Consider the following 14,636-nt stretch of genomic DNA (forward strand, 5'->3'; position numbering starts at 1 on the left):
GGTATCGAGATAATAGGAATTGAGGTAGGGGCACGCTGGGAATTGTGCCCCTACATACATATTTTGATTACTCACGCCGTCGCCTTATCGATGTGCCACACTTCATCCGTACTGAGATTCAGATCGCCGGCACGCACAGAATCTTCAATACTGGAAATTTTGCTAGCGCCGGGAATAGGGACGACACAGGGCGATTTTGCCCTTAGCCATGCGAGAACAATGCAGTAAACTGAAACGCTTTTTTCTGCGGCAAGCTGTGCAATTTCTTTAATCTCTTCAACACGAGTAAAGCGCCGGCTGCCACCCAGCGGACTCCAGGGCAAAAAGGTTAAATTTTCACGTTCGCAATACTCTAGTACACCGTCAATTTCAGGTTGCCGGTTCCAAGGGTTGTACTGATTTTGTACCGAGACAATTTCAACCAAATCACGAGCGCGCTTAATTTGCTCGACTGAAAAGTTAGAGACACCGACGTAGCGAATTTTGCCGGCTTCTACCGCTTCTTTAGCCGGCGCGAGGGCTTCCTCAATTGTGTAGTCTGGATCAGGCGCATGATACTGCCAAACATCAATAGGTTTTTCCCCACCCAGCGCTTCAAAACTGATGCGAATTGTCTCCCGCAAATGGTCAGGATTGCCGTTGCGCGCCCAATTGCCACCGTGACGCATCAAACCGCCTTTCGTGGCAACAATCACCTTGCTCGTATCACCGGCATATTGCTGCAGCGCCTTAGCAATGAGTTGTTCGTTGTGATGTTTATCAGATTCGTCTTTACAGTAAGAGTCAGCGGTATCAATCAGCGTAACACCGAGGTCGAGCGCTTTATGGATGACTGCGATTGATTGCGACTCCGGAGGCTTGCTACTTAAAGACATAGGCATCCCACCCAAGCCAATCGCACTGATTTTGATGCCGGTGTTTCCTAGCTGTTTAGTTTCCATTATTCAGATATTTTTATTTCTGACTTTTCTCTTTATATCGTGACAATTCACTTCAAAACTCAATCTTTGGGTAGAGAGACTTAAGTATTTACGTTTGGTAAAAGGTAGCAAGCGTACTTTTCTCAATGGGTGAAAACGTTATGGATGCTACACATTTTCAGACTGCCGGCAGACAAATAGCCATCAGCTCAATTGATGCCTACAAAACCTATATTTCTCCTCGCAAAGGCTTTTCCTGCGCCCATCGAATGCTACACCAGGGCGATTCGTGCTCAGATTATGTCAAACGGATGTTTAGCACAGAAAATTTGATGCCGGCACTACAAATGTCCCGGCAGCGGTTCCGCGATTGTGCCGGTGCCGGCCAGATCCTAAAAGCAACAAAAGCCACCGGAGGGTGTATCATCATTCCCTGTTGCTTGCCAATTTAAGTAAAAAGTAATTTTTTACCTAAAACTGAACCAAAGCACAATGCAACCCCACAGATAAATCATCTATTTTTATCTGTGTTTACCTGTGTACATTTGTGGTTAAAAAACTCCCCTCTTCCTTCACCCTTCACTAACTCGAAGCACTGGTATAAAAGCGCAAAGCAAACCGCCAAAACCTAATAGAAACAAACAATAAAACAGTAGCCAGGATGCCGGCACCTACAATCCAGCCTAACTGCACACGACCCAGCATTGCTTCTGCCGGCACTGTCGTTAAGAAAGCAACCGGCACAACAAAAGTAAAAAAGAAACGATAAGCACTCGGATAAGCCACCATTGGATAGCGACCGGCTTCTAGCAAACCTCTGAGAACTTCCGTAACGTTATAAATTTTGACAAACCAAATACTCATTGCGCCTAGGATAAACCACAGGCTATAAAGGCTGATCATGCCAAAAAAAAGTGGGATAGCACTCAAGAAATAGTTAGTAATATCCAGACTAAGTTTGCTGCCGGCATATCCCAGCAAAATGCCTCCAAAAATTAAATCGGGTAGTCCCCAAGGGGAAACAGTCCGCGCCGAAAGCCAAAACTGGCTGCTAATCGGCTTCAGGAGAACAAAGTCAAGCGTGCCTTGCTGGACATGATCAACGATGCGATTAAGGTTGGGAACGAGAAAGGTTGTCGAGAAGCCTTGGAGAACCGTAAAAACCCCAAGTACCACGAGGGCTTCTTCCCACTTCCAGCCGGCGAAAGAATAGCCGGTGCGGTAGAACAAAAACAGTGCAAAGAAACTGCCGGCAAGGTTGCCCAAACTGCTGAGAGTGGAGAGAACAAAGTTGACTCGGTACTCTAGCTCTGCTGAAATTGCAGCGCTCCAAAACAGCCTAAGTACGTGCAAGTATCGTCTCATCTTAATGTTTAATTCTCAATAAAAAAGCAAAAATTTTATCCCCACTCAAAGGCTAATTTTATTGACCCTTGAGTGGGGAAATCAGGCAAAAGAACTAAGCAATTTTGAAGTTTAACGACACATGATCAAACTGCTAGCAGAAACATAGCCGGCGACAGGAGAGATTACTTGTACCCAGTTGCGGCGTTCTCCACTTTTATCTGGGATAAGTCTGTAACCTTGGAGGAGTGTCAGCCGTCCGCCGGCCGGCACCCCACCTAAATAGGCCGCTGTTTTAGAGGCATCCGCACGAATTGCTAGACCTTGCGGAGCAACACGCCCTTCTACTTGCCGGCAGAGGCTGGCGGTGCTTGGCGGGTTCGTTGGGGGATTCGCTGGCGGGTTAGTAGGAGGATTCGTGCCTACCGGCCCGGAACAGCCCACGAGATTGTTCTGGCTGTTAGGATAGCCGATAGAGGCGTAACCCCTGACAGGAGATGTGATTTCAACCCAGAGGCGGCCATCTGGCCCTGGAATACTTCTGGCACCTTCGGCGAGGGTAACTTGGGTGTTAAAGCCTACACCGCTAACCTGACGGGCGTTAGGGTCTGGTCTTTCGCGAACCGCTAAACCTTGCCGCACATTCACGCGCCGGCAAAGACTTTGTGTAGCCTGGGCCAGTTGTAATGAACTGGGATCTTGAGACAGGATGGGGTCTGCATCCTGAGTGAGATTGGAAGGTGCTGTTTTAGAAACAGCGATGGCGGGAGCGTTCAAACTCCCGATGCCAAGCAAGAGTACGCTAAGCAGTGCCACAGGTTTGCCCCAATGAGCCACTGTTTTCATCCGGTCAACTCCTCATCTAAACACACCGAGTGTGTGTAATTTGATGTATTTATAGCAAAAAAGGCTGTTGTTTTTATCAATTTAATGATAAGAATGCCGGCAATCTTAGCGATGAGTGCTATTCCACCCTTTTTTTTTGAACTAGGGCCGTTCAAGTCACTGTGTTCGCATTTGTCAGAAATCGGGCAAATTTACCCTAAATCTATGGGGTGCAAATATGCCGGTATCCAAGCCTTCAAACATCCTAAAATATTGATAATCCGAGTGTCAGTTGTGTTTGAGGAGCGATTAAACGCAATGGGATCGATCCTGAACCGTGATGACGATTCGCTGGAGTTTTAGGGTAGGTTTTTGGTAAGTTAGTTATAGGAGGGATTGAGCGATTACTCAACTTATCAAATCTTTGCTCATGCAAAACTTAATTATTTTATTTTTAAACCTTGGATTTTGCTACCAAGGAATTGGTCACAATTCTTGTTACACCCAACTCAATTAATTTTTTTAAATTATTAGGGTTGTCAACTGTCCAAGCAATGATATCAATTCCTCGATCTTTACTCGCTTGAATCAGGGACGGGTTGCTAAGCAAAACATCATAAGCGCTAATCATTACGGTGTTGCCGGCACTTGCAGCTTTTTCCAATTGGCTTTGATAGAGTTGAGCGTCTGCAACAATGTAACCCAGCTTTACGTTACTGCACAGGCTGCGAACTTTATCCACAAATACTTCATTAAAAGATGAAATAATGCAACGATCTGCCCAACCTTCATTAACCACGAGTTTAACAAAATCAGAAATAGCTGAGTTTGACCACTCGCAATGTTTTTTAACGTCAAGATAAATAAACTTTTTAATCGATTTAATCGCAATTAAAACTTCTTTTAATGTTGGAATTCGCTCACCGGCATACTCTTCGCTAAACCAAGAACCGGCATCCAGTGCTTTTAACTGTTCTAAAGTTTTCTCGGTAACAGTGCCGGCAGTTCCAGTTGTTCTATCTAACGTTGCGTCGTGGATAACAACTGACACACCATCCGCACTTAACTGAATATCAAACTCTATCGAATCAGCGCCGTGTTGAATTGCAGCCGAGAAAGCTGCCAACGTATTCTCCGGGGCAATCGCAGAAAATCCCCGATGAGCGATTATTTCAATTTCCATGATTTCATCCTCCAGATATACTGCCGACTGATTCTGCCGCAACGCACGATTTTCAGCGGCACTCCAATAAATGGGAAAATAATCAACAAGTGCGGATTTCTCCACTAACCGTTTCTTTTATTTTTATAACGAAATGCTAACCCCTGAAAATCAATCTTCCAGCGATGTCCGTAACACCTTCCGCAAAATCTGGGGATATGACGATTTTAGACCACCCCAAGGAGAAATTGTTGAGACTTTATTGCAACAGCAAGATGCACTAATTGTACTACCCACTGGCGGTGGTAAATCGATTTGCTTTCAGTTGCCGGCACTATTGCAAACCGGCTTAACTTTGGTGGTTTCTCCCTTAGTCGCCTTAATGGAAAATCAAGTGCGAGAATTGCGTGAGCGCAATTTACCGGCAGCGCTTTTGCATAGTGAATTGCCGGCTATTCAACGTAAACAAACACTTCAAGCTTTAGATCGCAATCAATTACGCTTGCTCTACCTTTCGCCAGAAACTCTGCTGAGTGAGCCGGTGTGGACTGTCTTAAGTAAACCTCATTTGCCCATCACCGGCATGATTTTAGATGAGGCGCACTGTTTGGTACAGTGGGGCGAGACATTTCGACCGGCATATCGCCGACTCGGTGCTGTCCGATCAGCGTTGCTCAAATCCAAGCCGGCTGGCGCAAAAATGGCAATTGCCGCTTTCACTGCCACCGCCGATCCTCACGCGCAGAAAACTATCGAGAGCGTTTTGCAACTGCAAAAGCCACAAATTTTCCGGATAAATCCCTATCGCTCAAATCTGCATCTGCAAGTGCAAATTGTTTGGACACCGCGAGGACGGCGGCAGCGGTTATTAAAGTTTATCCAAGCCAGATCGCAGCAGTCTGGATTAGTTTATGTTCGCACCCGAAGGGACAGTGAAGAACTCGCCAAATGGCTAAGCGAACAAGGTTATGCCACCGGCGCGTATCATGCCGGCTTGAGTCCAAATGAGCGAAGAACACTGGAAACTGACTGGCTGAACGATAAAGTTCAATTTGTTGTGTGTACCTCCGCATTCGGGATGGGAATTAATAAACCGGACGTACGCTGGGTGATTCACTTCCAAGTCCCGACGCTGCTTTCGGAATACGTGCAAGAAGTGGGGCGTGCCGGTCGAGATGGCAAGCCGGCACAGGCTTTAACTTTAGTCAGCGAACCCACCGGCTGGCTCGATCCCGCAGATAAACAAAGACGCGAGTTTTTTGCCAACCAGCAGCGATCTCAGTATCAAAAAGCCGAACAACTGGTGAAAAAATTGCCGCTGCGGGGAGAAATTAGTGCCGTGACGCGCAAGTTCCCCGACGGTGCGATTGCGTTGTCGTTGCTGCATTGTGCCGGCCAGCTCATTTGGCAAGATCCGTTTCATTACTCAATTAACCTGTCTTCCAGTTCCCAATCTTTCGTGCAACTCAACGCCGGCGCGACGCAGCAAATGACGCAATACCTGACATCGCGCCGATGCCGGTGGCAGTTTTTATTAGAAGCCTTTGGGTTTGCCGATGAGGGGAAGTCTTGGCGCTGCCGGCATTGCGATAATTGTGCCGGTTCCTTTCGCTCAAAGGAATCCAGATGAATTTAGCTAATGAGCCTGGAACTTGACATTTCCTCTTTACCCTCCAATATCTCTCTGCCACTCCCCCACTCCCCCTAAACGCCCTTGAGGTCGTAAAATTAGTGAGCTGGCTGGACGTGAATTATTAATGCCGGATGACTACTCAGATAATTGAGCGATCAAACACTAAATTGTGGCTGGCGGCGATTAAGCCGCCGATGTACAGCGTGGCAGTCATGCCGATTTGGCTAGGCACTGCGGTGGCTGCGGCTGAAACCCAAACGCTGCATAGCGGGATATTTTCAACCTTTTTAATTTCAGCGATTGCGATCCTTGCCTGGTTGAATCTTAGCAACGATGTCTTTGATTCAGAAACCGGCATTGATAAAAATAAAGCGCATTCCCTCGTCAACTTGACTGGTAACAAATCTTTAATTTTCTGGCTGGCGAATTTATTTTTGGCGCTGGGTATTTTGGGGATAGTTGCGATCGCATGGTGGCAGCGCGATCCCACGGTAATCGCAATTGTGCTTCTGTGCTGTGCGATGGGCTACACATACCAGGGTCCACCCTTTCGCTTGGGATACCAGGGTTTAGGCGAAATTATCTGCTTTTTTACGTTTGGCCCTTTGGCAGTTTCAGCAGCTTATTACAGTCAAACTCAGACGTGGTCATTCACTGCGCTTGCAGCTTCTATAATTCTAGGAATTAGCACGAGTTTAATTTTGTTTTGTTCTCATTTTCATCAAGTTGAGGATGATTTAGCAGCCGGCAAGCGTTCACCCATTGTTCGTCTGGGAACTGCGAAAGGCGCTCAACTTTTGCCCTGGCTATGTGGCAGTATTTACGCGCTTACGGGCTTCTTTGTGGCTTTAGGAGTGTTTCCGCTGATAACATTGTTAACGTTTATCAGTTTGCCGGTTGCTATCCAGTTATGCCGGCACGTTAGCACTTACTACAACGAGCCGATAAAGGTGAGCAACTGTAAATTTATTGCAGTTACCTTACATTTTTGGAGTGGTTTGCTGTTGGGTTTGGGATTCATCGTTTAAAAAAAGCATGAGTTCTGAAATGTCTATTATTTCCAGTCGGGAAGGTTTGTCTGCCGGCATTGCAATTGGGAAGAGAGAAGGTTTTAATCCTTATCAATTCCACTATTCTTTAATCGGCAGCCTAAACCAGCCGGTGATTTTGTTTTTGCATGGATTTATGGGCGACAGCAATGATTTTAGCGAAATCATCTCGATGCTGTGCGAACAATTTTGCTGTCTAGCCGTTGATCTCCCCGGACATGGAAAAACCCTAATTAACGGGACAAGTGAATGCTACACGATGCCCAATACTGCCTTAGGCTTAATTAATTTACTTGATAATTTAAAAATTGAAAAATGCTTTTTAGCCGGCTATTCTATGGGCGGAAGATTAGCTTTATATCTTACCCTTCACTTTCCAAGCCGGTTTGAGAAAGTTATTCTAGAGTCAACCTCTCCAGGATTGAAAACAGCAGAGGAAAGAACCCAACGCATCCAAATTGATTGGGAATGGGCGCGGGAATTAGAAACTAAGGATTTTAAAGATTTTTTATTAAATTGGTATAAGCAATCCTTGTTTAAAACATTACAAACTCATCCAAATTTTGATAAATTAATCGAACGTAGGTTACAAAATAATCCCCTAGAACTCGCTAAATCACTTCGACAGATGGGAACCGGCAATCAGCCGTCCTTATGGGATAAAATCGCAGACAATAAAATTCCTGTAAGATTCCTAGGCGGTGAATACGATGATAAATTTAAATGTATTAATGCAGAAATGGCAACCTTGTGTCAGGTTTCCAAGCTAAGAATAATTACCAAAACAGGTCATAATATTCATTTTGAAAATCCGAAAGCATATATAGAAATTTTAAGTAATTTCTTTCGGGTGTAAGAATCTGATGCGCTATCAATTTGAATTTCGCCCCTACCGGCATCCATTTAAAAAATCACTGCACACCAGTCACGGCATTTGGGAAGTCCGGGAAGGTATTATAATTCGTCTCATTGCTGCAACGGGTGAAGTCGGATTCGGTGAAATTGCCCCCCTTTCTTGGTTTGGATCTGAAAGTGTGTCGCAAGCACTAAATTTTTGCAAGGAATTGCTGGCTGAAATCAGCCCAGAAACAATATTATCAATTCCCGCAAAATTACCCGCTTGCCAATTTGGTTTCGAGTCTGCTATGGAAGCCATAATTACATCTCCCCAAATTTCTAAATCTCAGCAGCTAAACCCCCTCAGCTACAGCGGGTTATTACCGGCAGGCAAAAAAGCACTTTCAATCTGGCAAGCGCTTTGGCATCAAGGCTACCGCACATTTAAATGGAAAATTGGCGTAGCAGATATTCAAGAAGAACTTAAGCTTTTTCAGCAGCTGATTCAAGCGCTGCCAGTATCAGCAAAAGTGCGATTAGATGCCAATGGCGGATTAAACTGGGAACAAGCAAACCAGTGGCTGCAAGCTTGCGATCAATCGGGGGTTGTTGAATTTTTAGAACAACCGCTAGCGGTGAACCAATTTGAGGGAATGCTAAAGTTAAGTAATCAATATTCTACCCAGTTGGCTTTAGATGAATCTGTAGCGACAATCACACAGATGCAAGGGTGTTATCAGCGGGGTTGGGGAGGTATTTTTGTGATTAAGCCGGCAATTGCCGGTTTTCCCTCTCAGCTACGGAAATTTCATCAAGAATATAAAATTGATGCTGTTTTTTCTTCGGTATTTGAAACTGCCATTGGAAGAAAGTTCGCATTGCAACTCTCTGCTGAATTGCAGACATCCCGCGCCGTAGGATTTGGTGTAAATCACTGGTTTGCTGAAGGAAATGAAACTTGCTGTGAACAGCTATGGAACAGCCTTTAGAGCTTTTAAAAATACGAGCCGATGAGGATTGGCTAGTTGGGTGTGATAGTTATCAGTTTACCCGGCTATGCAAGCAAATTTATCAAGATATAACAAAGCAGGCAAATCGTGAAGCGCCGCCTAAAGTTTTATTAGCAGAACTAGATCCGGTGCGATTTCTTGCCAGTTTTATTGCTGCGATTAGTGCCGGCTGTCCTATTTTCCTGGGTAATCCTCACTGGGTTAAAGAAGAATGGCAACAAGTTCTTGATCTAGCGCAACCTGATTTAATTTTAGGAAAAAGCTGTGAGATATTAGATGCCGGTAATAAACAACACTTACTTCCTTTTTCCTCTGCTTCCCCCTCTTCCTTAATTATGATTCCCACCGGCGGTTCATCAGGACAGATTCGCTTTGCTACCCACACCTGGGAAACTTTAATGGCATCTATTGCCGGTTTCAAGCAGTATTTTCAACAACTTTCAGTCAATTCTTTTTGCGTTTTACCGCTTTATCATGTCAGCGGTTTGATGCAATTTTTGCGTTCATTCACAACCGGCGGTAAATTAGTCATTCAACCGTTTAAAGAAGTAGAATCTGGAAAAAGATGTCAGATAGATCCATCAGAATTTTTCATTTCCTTAGTGCCAACCCAGCTGCACCGACTGCTGCAAAATTCAGAAACAAACGAATGGTTATCCCGCTTTCATACCGTCCTTTTAGGAGGTGCACCGGCATGGGTGGAATTATTAGAAACTGCCAGATATCACCGCATCCGACTCGCACCCACCTACGGAATGACTGAAACTGCTTCTCAAATTGCAACTTTAAAACCAGCAGATTTTTTAGTCGGCGACAATGGTTGCGGTAAGGTTTTACCCCACGCCAAAATCACAATTCATAATACTGCCGGCGAAATATTAGATGCAAACCAAATTGGCATCATTCGCATCCAAGCAGATTCTTTAGCCCTGGGTTACTATCCCGAATCCTTTGTCAATCGGCAGTATTTTCAAGGGGATGACTTAGGATTCCTTGATGGGCGCGGTTATATTAATATTGTGGGACGCAGCAGCCAAAAAATCATCACCGGCGGCGAAAATGTTTACCCATCTGAAGTAGAAGCTGCGATTCAATCCACCCATTTAGTCAGCGATGTTTGCGTCATCGGCTTCAGCGATCTGCATTGGGGTCAAGTTGTTACAGCCTTTTACGTTCCTCAGCATCCAGAGGTTTCAACAGCCGCCCTGCAAGCCGCTATTGAGGATAAATTGAGTACATTCAAGCGCCCTAAATATTGGATACCGGTGGAAAAATTGCCGCGCAATCCTCAAGGGAAAGTGAACCTGGCCCAACTGCAAAAGCTTTTTAATCCTCAATCTTCTTAAATAGACTGCCTCTTGAAAACCGCCCTTCCACAATTGCCTCAAAGAAGATTTTGAGTGTAAGCTAAGTCTTCAGTAGGCGAATTCATGAAAGAAGAATTCACCTCTTCTGCGAATGAGCCATATTTTTCATTAACTTGTCTAAATTCTTTCACCCTTGCCTCTAGATCAAAGGGCTGCCCGTAATCCCAAATCTTTATTTCTAAGCGTTCATTGAAAACAGTCACTTCCAGCCTAATAGGTGTTTCCAACGGCAAACCTTTGTGGGCATGACGAACCGCATTCGTAAAACCTTCTGCTACAGTGAGTTGACCCTGCATCCAGATGTGTTCCGGAATGGGTAAATCTTGCAATTGCTCGTACCACTTCAAAACCCCCTCTAAAGCAGTAAGATCGGTATTGACTTGAAGACAAAGTTTTTGCAGAGGCAAATCAGATTGTTCTAGGTTAGAAGTTTTGTATTTAGGCAATTTTAAATCGTTAAACATATCGATTAATTGCTCTATAACCCTTCCGTCCTGTTGGTAGCTTTGTGAGTGGTTTAAAGTTTGTTGGGCGTAATTTTTTATGATAAACAGACAGTTTTGATGGGCAGGAGTACGAGTATAACGCAGCTCATCAGCTAACTTCCACATCAATTTAATCCCCATCCCGCCTTCCGGAAGTTCATCGATATTCAGGGTCTTATCGAACATATTGGTTCTCCTTCTTTGTCTAGGGTTTGCCGGCTAAAAAATCACATCTTAATTTAAGGAATTTTATTTTACAAATCGACTAAACTTGTTTTACGCCATTTCATTTACTTTCTTGCTCCCCTACAACTTCTCTGTTTCATAATAATTTTGTTGAGGTGGGACTTGACTGGTGCAGAGCGACTGTCTGCCGCTTCCACACTTTTCTTCGATTTTACCTATGCTAATTGTAAGCTGAAAACAGCCACGAGGTAAACCCGTAGCCCTTCTTCTTACGAGTGTTCTCGTCATCAAAGTTGCTGTAGTAAACACTTAGAAATAAGCATTATTTGATAAATGCTGGCCAGACTGGCTGTGGTAAATACTTAGAACAACAGGTGAGTTGTTAAATGCCCCATGGGGTTCCAAAACTCGGCGAGTTGCTGCATTTACTGTGATTGCGCTAGTTTTTACATTAAGTGCTGGGGAACCTACTGATAACAAAACTATGAAAAATTTAGTGAATATAAAATCTTTATAAGTTTTGTAAAATAAATTTTAAGTATGGTTGCCCTATGTTTCGTTGTTGGTTATTGATACGCTGCCGTTCCACCGACACAACCACTGCACCATGTCTTCTGCTAGGGGGTGTCTGCTTCGCCTAGCCGGTTCAATGCAGACATGGCGGGTGATCGCCTGCGCGGCGCACTTGTCTGTAACCTCCCCTATAAAAACTTGATAGGCAATTTCAAATTCATTGCCGGTAAGCTGGTAAGGTATTAGCTGGATCGTCAGCCGATCTCCGCAAAACAGCGGGCGAAAGAAATCCACGCCGGCATGAACAATTGGAATTGCTACAGATTGGTTACTAAAAAAAGACTTCAGATTAATTCCAGACGCCACCAGAGAAGCTTCATAAGCTTCGTGGCACATCGCCAAAACATTAGCAAAGTAAACGACCCCTGCGGCGTCGGTATCTTGAAATCGAACAGTTCGGGTGTAAAAAAATGCCATCTATAAATTTGAGAGATTACACTTACCAATCCTACTAAATAGGTTGTGATCGTTCTTGCGAGCCAGATACCCGCACGACTATCATTTTCTCCACCTCTCCAATCTCCACCTCACCTTACAAGTGTAAGTTTTGTACAAAGGAGGGAACAACAGAAATGGAGAGTGCATAATTAGTTGATCATGTACCTGTCAAAGCAAATGCTGAAAAATCAATACCTGAAACAGTGGATGAGCATTATCAGCTATCATCTGCCAGAGCTAAGCCTCCCGCAAGCCTCAGGGCTAGTCACTTGGAGTTTTGGGATGGTAATCACGCAATCTTCTAGCCTGACAAGAGTTTCCCACTTCATTGCCAAACTCAATTAAGAAAAATACAACACAGTACGCCAAAGCCTTAAACAATGGTATCAAGAAGCTGTTGCCAAAAGCGGAACTGAGGGGAAAAAAACGCGCTCAACTAGAAGTGAGCCAATGTGAGTGCCCCTTTATTGCCGTGGGTGATGAGTTTATGGCTTATGGCCCAGCAATGTCAGGCAGTTACCTTTGGCGATAGATACTACCGACATCGGAAAAAGCTTCACGGTACTGTCAATTAATGTTCTCTATCGCAGTTGTGCCATCCCTGTAGCATGGAAAACAGAAAAAGGAGCTTGAAAACAGCTACTGGCAAGAGCTATTTGAGTCATTCAGACCAGGCGTTTCCTCACAGTGGATAGTCATCGTATGTGCTGACCGAGGACGCTATGCTGATTATTGGTTATATCACTTTGGTTATATCACTAAATTGTTAGCCTAGGCTGGCATCCGTTTTTACGGATTAATCATCAAGGTACATACCAGAAAGATAAGCAGAGACAATGGCATAGCCTAAGACGTGTCATCAATTAGGTAAGCTGGGATTGGTCATAGATGATTAAACTGGAAGACTATGGCAACTCGACGTTACGCCCTGCGCGATGACCAATGGGAACGCATTAAAGACTTATTGCCGGGACGCGAAGGGTATGTGGCGTGACCGCAAAAGACAATCGGCTGTTTGTCGAAGCAGTTTTGTACCGTTATCGAGCAGGCATTCCTTGGCGCGACTTGCCTGAGCGCTTTGGAGATTTTCGTGTGATTCACACTCGCTTCACTCGGTGGTCAAAAACTGGGGTAGGGGAGCGAGTATTTCAGCATTTGGCAGATGATGCGGACAATGAATATGCCATGATTGACTCCACGATTGTGCGTGCCCACCAGCACAGTGCGGGGGCAAAGGGGGGGATCTCAAGCCAGAAGCTATTGGCCGCAGCCAAGGCGGATTAAGCACCAAGATTCATGCGGTGGTCGATGCGTTAGGCAATCCCTTGAGCTTTCACCTCACTCCCGGACAAGCCAGTGACTTGGAGGGGTCCGACCAACTATTAGGGGATGTCATAACGGACACAGTGTTAGCAGACAAAGCATATGATGCTGATGAGCGGGTGATTGAGCGGCTTCAAGCTCAAGGAAAGACGGTGGTGATTCCACCCCGACGCAACCGTAAGCAGCCCCGTGATTATGACAAGCAATTGTACAAAGCCCGTCATTTGATTGAAAACTTTTTTGCCAAACTCAAGCAATATCGAGCCATTGCCACACGCTATGACAAACGTGCTGTTAACTTTCTGGGTGCAATTTATTTGGCTGCTTCTCTTATCTGGTTGAATTGATGACACGCCCTAGCTACTGTCATTGACAAGCCTGGACTGAGTTACTGTACAGGCGTAACTGGCACTGCACATTTATAGTATGATAAAAGGACATCGTCAACTCACAAAACCTATGATTTGCCCTAGTTGTCAGTCCACCAATATCAATAAAAATGGCTTAAAAAGAGGTAGACAAAACCATATTTGTTCAGATTGCCGCCGGCAATTTATAGATGTCTATTCCGACAGAGGTTATCCCCTAGAGGTAAAAAATTACTGTGTCCAGCTTTACTTCTTTACTTAGAAGGAAATGGATTTCGGCGGATAGAACGTCTGACTGGCGTTTCTCCATAATACAGTTATTAATTGGGTTAAAAAGGTCGGAAATCACCTCACTCCCGAACCCGATTATTCGGAAATTCCCGAAATAGCCGAGATAGATGAATTACAGAGTTATGTCGGCAAAAAAAAACAAAATTTGGCTGTAGACAGTTGTCAACAAAGCAATAGCAGGGATTATCGCTTGGGTAATTGGTGACCGAAGTGTAGACACATTTAAAGCCTTATGGCTTCTTATTAAAAGGTGGCAGTGTTTTTTTATGTCACAGATGGCTATGTGGTTTATCCCCAGTTTATTGAGGAGGCTGACCATATAGTAAACAAAACTTATATGACCCAAGTAGAAGGAGAAAATACCAGATTGAGACATTATCTAGCTCAATTACATAGAAAAACTTTATGTTATTCAAAATCAGTTGAAATGTTAAGTCTATATGTTATTCAAAATCAGTTGAAATGTTAAGTCTATCGGTGAGACTGGTTGTTTACTACCTGAAACATAAAACTGTACCGCTCCCTCCCTCCATCACACCATAAATGTGCAATCCCCTCCTATTAATTGAAGAATCAGCTGCAACCGCCTCTGTGTTAAAGCTTGGCTTGACCAGGTAGAATCCCTTAAAAAATGGTGTAATGATTGACTATTGGATAATCCCACAGCTCTCGCTATTTTAGGTAAGGATTTGCGAGGCAGTTCTGATAGTAGTCCTAGATGTAAGAGCTTAAATGCTTCATAATTTCTCACTTGAGAAAACAAGTCTTGATAGTTTTGACAATATTCATCGATGAACTTGAGCGTAGGGGAGGCTGGACGACGGG

14 protein-coding genes and 3 pseudogenes are annotated in these 14,636 nt (G+C 44.4%); 10 read left to right on the forward strand and 7 right to left on the reverse strand.

What is annotated here, in order from left to right; translation table 11 throughout:
• Positions 1 to 71: 71 nt before the first annotated feature.
• Complete coding sequence (locus H6F56_RS02665; protein ID WP_190665318.1) at positions 72 to 941, reverse strand: aldo/keto reductase; 870 nt, start codon at positions 939 to 941, stop codon at positions 72 to 74.
• A 125-nt stretch (positions 942 to 1,066) separates the two neighbouring features.
• Between H6F56_RS02665 and yidD the strand changes: the two genes are divergently transcribed.
• Positions 1,067 to 1,372 carry a membrane protein insertion efficiency factor YidD gene (yidD, locus tag H6F56_RS02670; RefSeq protein ID WP_242031844.1) on the forward strand — a complete coding sequence of 102 codons (306 nt, stop codon included), beginning with the start codon at positions 1,067 to 1,069 and terminating at the stop codon, positions 1,370 to 1,372.
• A 130-nt stretch (positions 1,373 to 1,502) separates the two neighbouring features.
• Here the strand turns inward: yidD and H6F56_RS02675 are convergent, their stop codons facing one another.
• From H6F56_RS02675 to H6F56_RS02685, 3 genes are all read right to left on the reverse strand, one after another.
• Positions 1,503 to 2,285: an ABC transporter permease gene (locus tag H6F56_RS02675; RefSeq protein WP_190665319.1), complete on the reverse strand. Its 783-nt coding sequence runs from the start codon at positions 2,283 to 2,285 to the stop codon at positions 1,503 to 1,505.
• A 111-nt stretch (positions 2,286 to 2,396) separates the two neighbouring features.
• Entirely contained in the window at positions 2,397 to 3,110 is a 714-nt protein-coding gene (locus H6F56_RS02680; RefSeq protein WP_190665320.1) for an SH3 domain-containing protein, read from the reverse strand.
• Positions 3,111 to 3,543: 433 nt separating this feature from the next.
• Positions 3,544 to 4,272: a glycerophosphodiester phosphodiesterase gene (locus tag H6F56_RS02685; RefSeq protein WP_190665321.1), complete on the reverse strand. Its 729-nt coding sequence runs from the start codon at positions 4,270 to 4,272 to the stop codon at positions 3,544 to 3,546.
• Positions 4,273 to 4,405: 133 nt separating this feature from the next.
• Here H6F56_RS02685 and H6F56_RS02690 point away from each other — a divergent pair, with 133 nt between their 5' ends.
• From H6F56_RS02690 to H6F56_RS02710, 5 genes are all read left to right on the forward strand, one after another.
• Positions 4,406 to 5,881 carry a RecQ family ATP-dependent DNA helicase gene (locus H6F56_RS02690; RefSeq protein ID WP_190665322.1) on the forward strand — a complete coding sequence of 492 codons (1,476 nt, stop codon included), beginning with the start codon at positions 4,406 to 4,408 and terminating at the stop codon, positions 5,879 to 5,881.
• Positions 5,882 to 6,015: 134 nt separating this feature from the next.
• Positions 6,016 to 6,912 carry a 2-carboxy-1,4-naphthoquinone phytyltransferase gene (gene menA / locus H6F56_RS02695; RefSeq protein WP_190665323.1) on the forward strand — a complete coding sequence of 299 codons (897 nt, stop codon included), beginning with the start codon at positions 6,016 to 6,018 and terminating at the stop codon, positions 6,910 to 6,912.
• Positions 6,913 to 6,931: 19 nt separating this feature from the next.
• Positions 6,932 to 7,789 (forward strand): 2-succinyl-6-hydroxy-2,4-cyclohexadiene-1-carboxylate synthase, encoded by an 858-nt coding sequence (menH, locus tag H6F56_RS02700; protein ID WP_190665324.1) that lies wholly within the window; start codon positions 6,932 to 6,934, stop codon positions 7,787 to 7,789.
• Positions 7,790 to 7,796: 7 nt separating this feature from the next.
• The gene (locus H6F56_RS02705; RefSeq protein ID WP_190665325.1) at positions 7,797 to 8,759 is read left to right on the forward strand and encodes an o-succinylbenzoate synthase; all 963 of its coding nucleotides are present in this window, start codon (positions 7,797 to 7,799) and stop codon (positions 8,757 to 8,759) included.
• The gene (locus tag H6F56_RS02710) at positions 8,744 to 10,126 is read left to right on the forward strand and encodes a 2-succinylbenzoate--CoA ligase (protein WP_190665326.1); all 1,383 of its coding nucleotides are present in this window, start codon (positions 8,744 to 8,746) and stop codon (positions 10,124 to 10,126) included. Before H6F56_RS02705 ends, H6F56_RS02710 begins: the two co-directional genes overlap by 16 nt.
• A 38-nt stretch (positions 10,127 to 10,164) precedes the next feature.
• On the opposite strand, the gene H6F56_RS02715 is transcribed toward H6F56_RS02710, so the two are convergent.
• The gene (locus tag H6F56_RS02715) at positions 10,165 to 10,818 is read right to left on the reverse strand and encodes an ATP-binding protein (protein ID WP_190665327.1); all 654 of its coding nucleotides are present in this window, start codon (positions 10,816 to 10,818) and stop codon (positions 10,165 to 10,167) included.
• A 549-nt stretch (positions 10,819 to 11,367) separates the two neighbouring features.
• Positions 11,368 to 11,808 carry an acyl-CoA thioesterase gene (locus H6F56_RS02720; protein ID WP_190665328.1) on the reverse strand — a complete coding sequence of 147 codons (441 nt, stop codon included), beginning with the start codon at positions 11,806 to 11,808 and terminating at the stop codon, positions 11,368 to 11,370.
• Between the two features lie 180 nt (positions 11,809 to 11,988).
• On the opposite strand from H6F56_RS02720, the gene H6F56_RS02725 reads away from it, so the two are divergent.
• The 4 genes and pseudogenes from H6F56_RS02725 (at position 11,989) to H6F56_RS02740 (ending at position 14,354) form a co-directional block, all read left to right on the forward strand.
• On the forward strand, positions 11,989 to 12,174 hold the full coding sequence (locus H6F56_RS02725) for a hypothetical protein (protein ID WP_190665329.1): 186 nt from the start codon (positions 11,989 to 11,991) through the stop codon (positions 12,172 to 12,174).
• Positions 12,158 to 12,361: a hypothetical protein gene (locus tag H6F56_RS02730; RefSeq protein WP_190665330.1), complete on the forward strand. Its 204-nt coding sequence runs from the start codon at positions 12,158 to 12,160 to the stop codon at positions 12,359 to 12,361. Before H6F56_RS02725 ends, H6F56_RS02730 begins: the two co-directional genes overlap by 17 nt.
• Positions 12,362 to 12,736: 375 nt before the next feature.
• Positions 12,737 to 13,499: pseudogene (locus H6F56_RS02735) on the forward strand (IS5 family transposase).
• A 112-nt stretch (positions 13,500 to 13,611) separates the two neighbouring features.
• Positions 13,612 to 14,354 (forward strand): annotated as a pseudogene (locus H6F56_RS02740) (IS1 family transposase).
• Positions 14,355 to 14,364: 10 nt separating this feature from the next.
• On the opposite strand, the pseudogene H6F56_RS02745 reads toward H6F56_RS02740, so the two are convergent.
• A pseudogene (locus H6F56_RS02745) lies at positions 14,365 to 14,636 on the reverse strand (transposase); the annotation flags it as partial.

This window comes from Microcoleus sp. FACHB-672, assembly GCF_014695725.1.
Taxonomy (GTDB): Bacteria; Cyanobacteriota; Cyanobacteriia; order Cyanobacteriales; family Oscillatoriaceae; genus FACHB-68.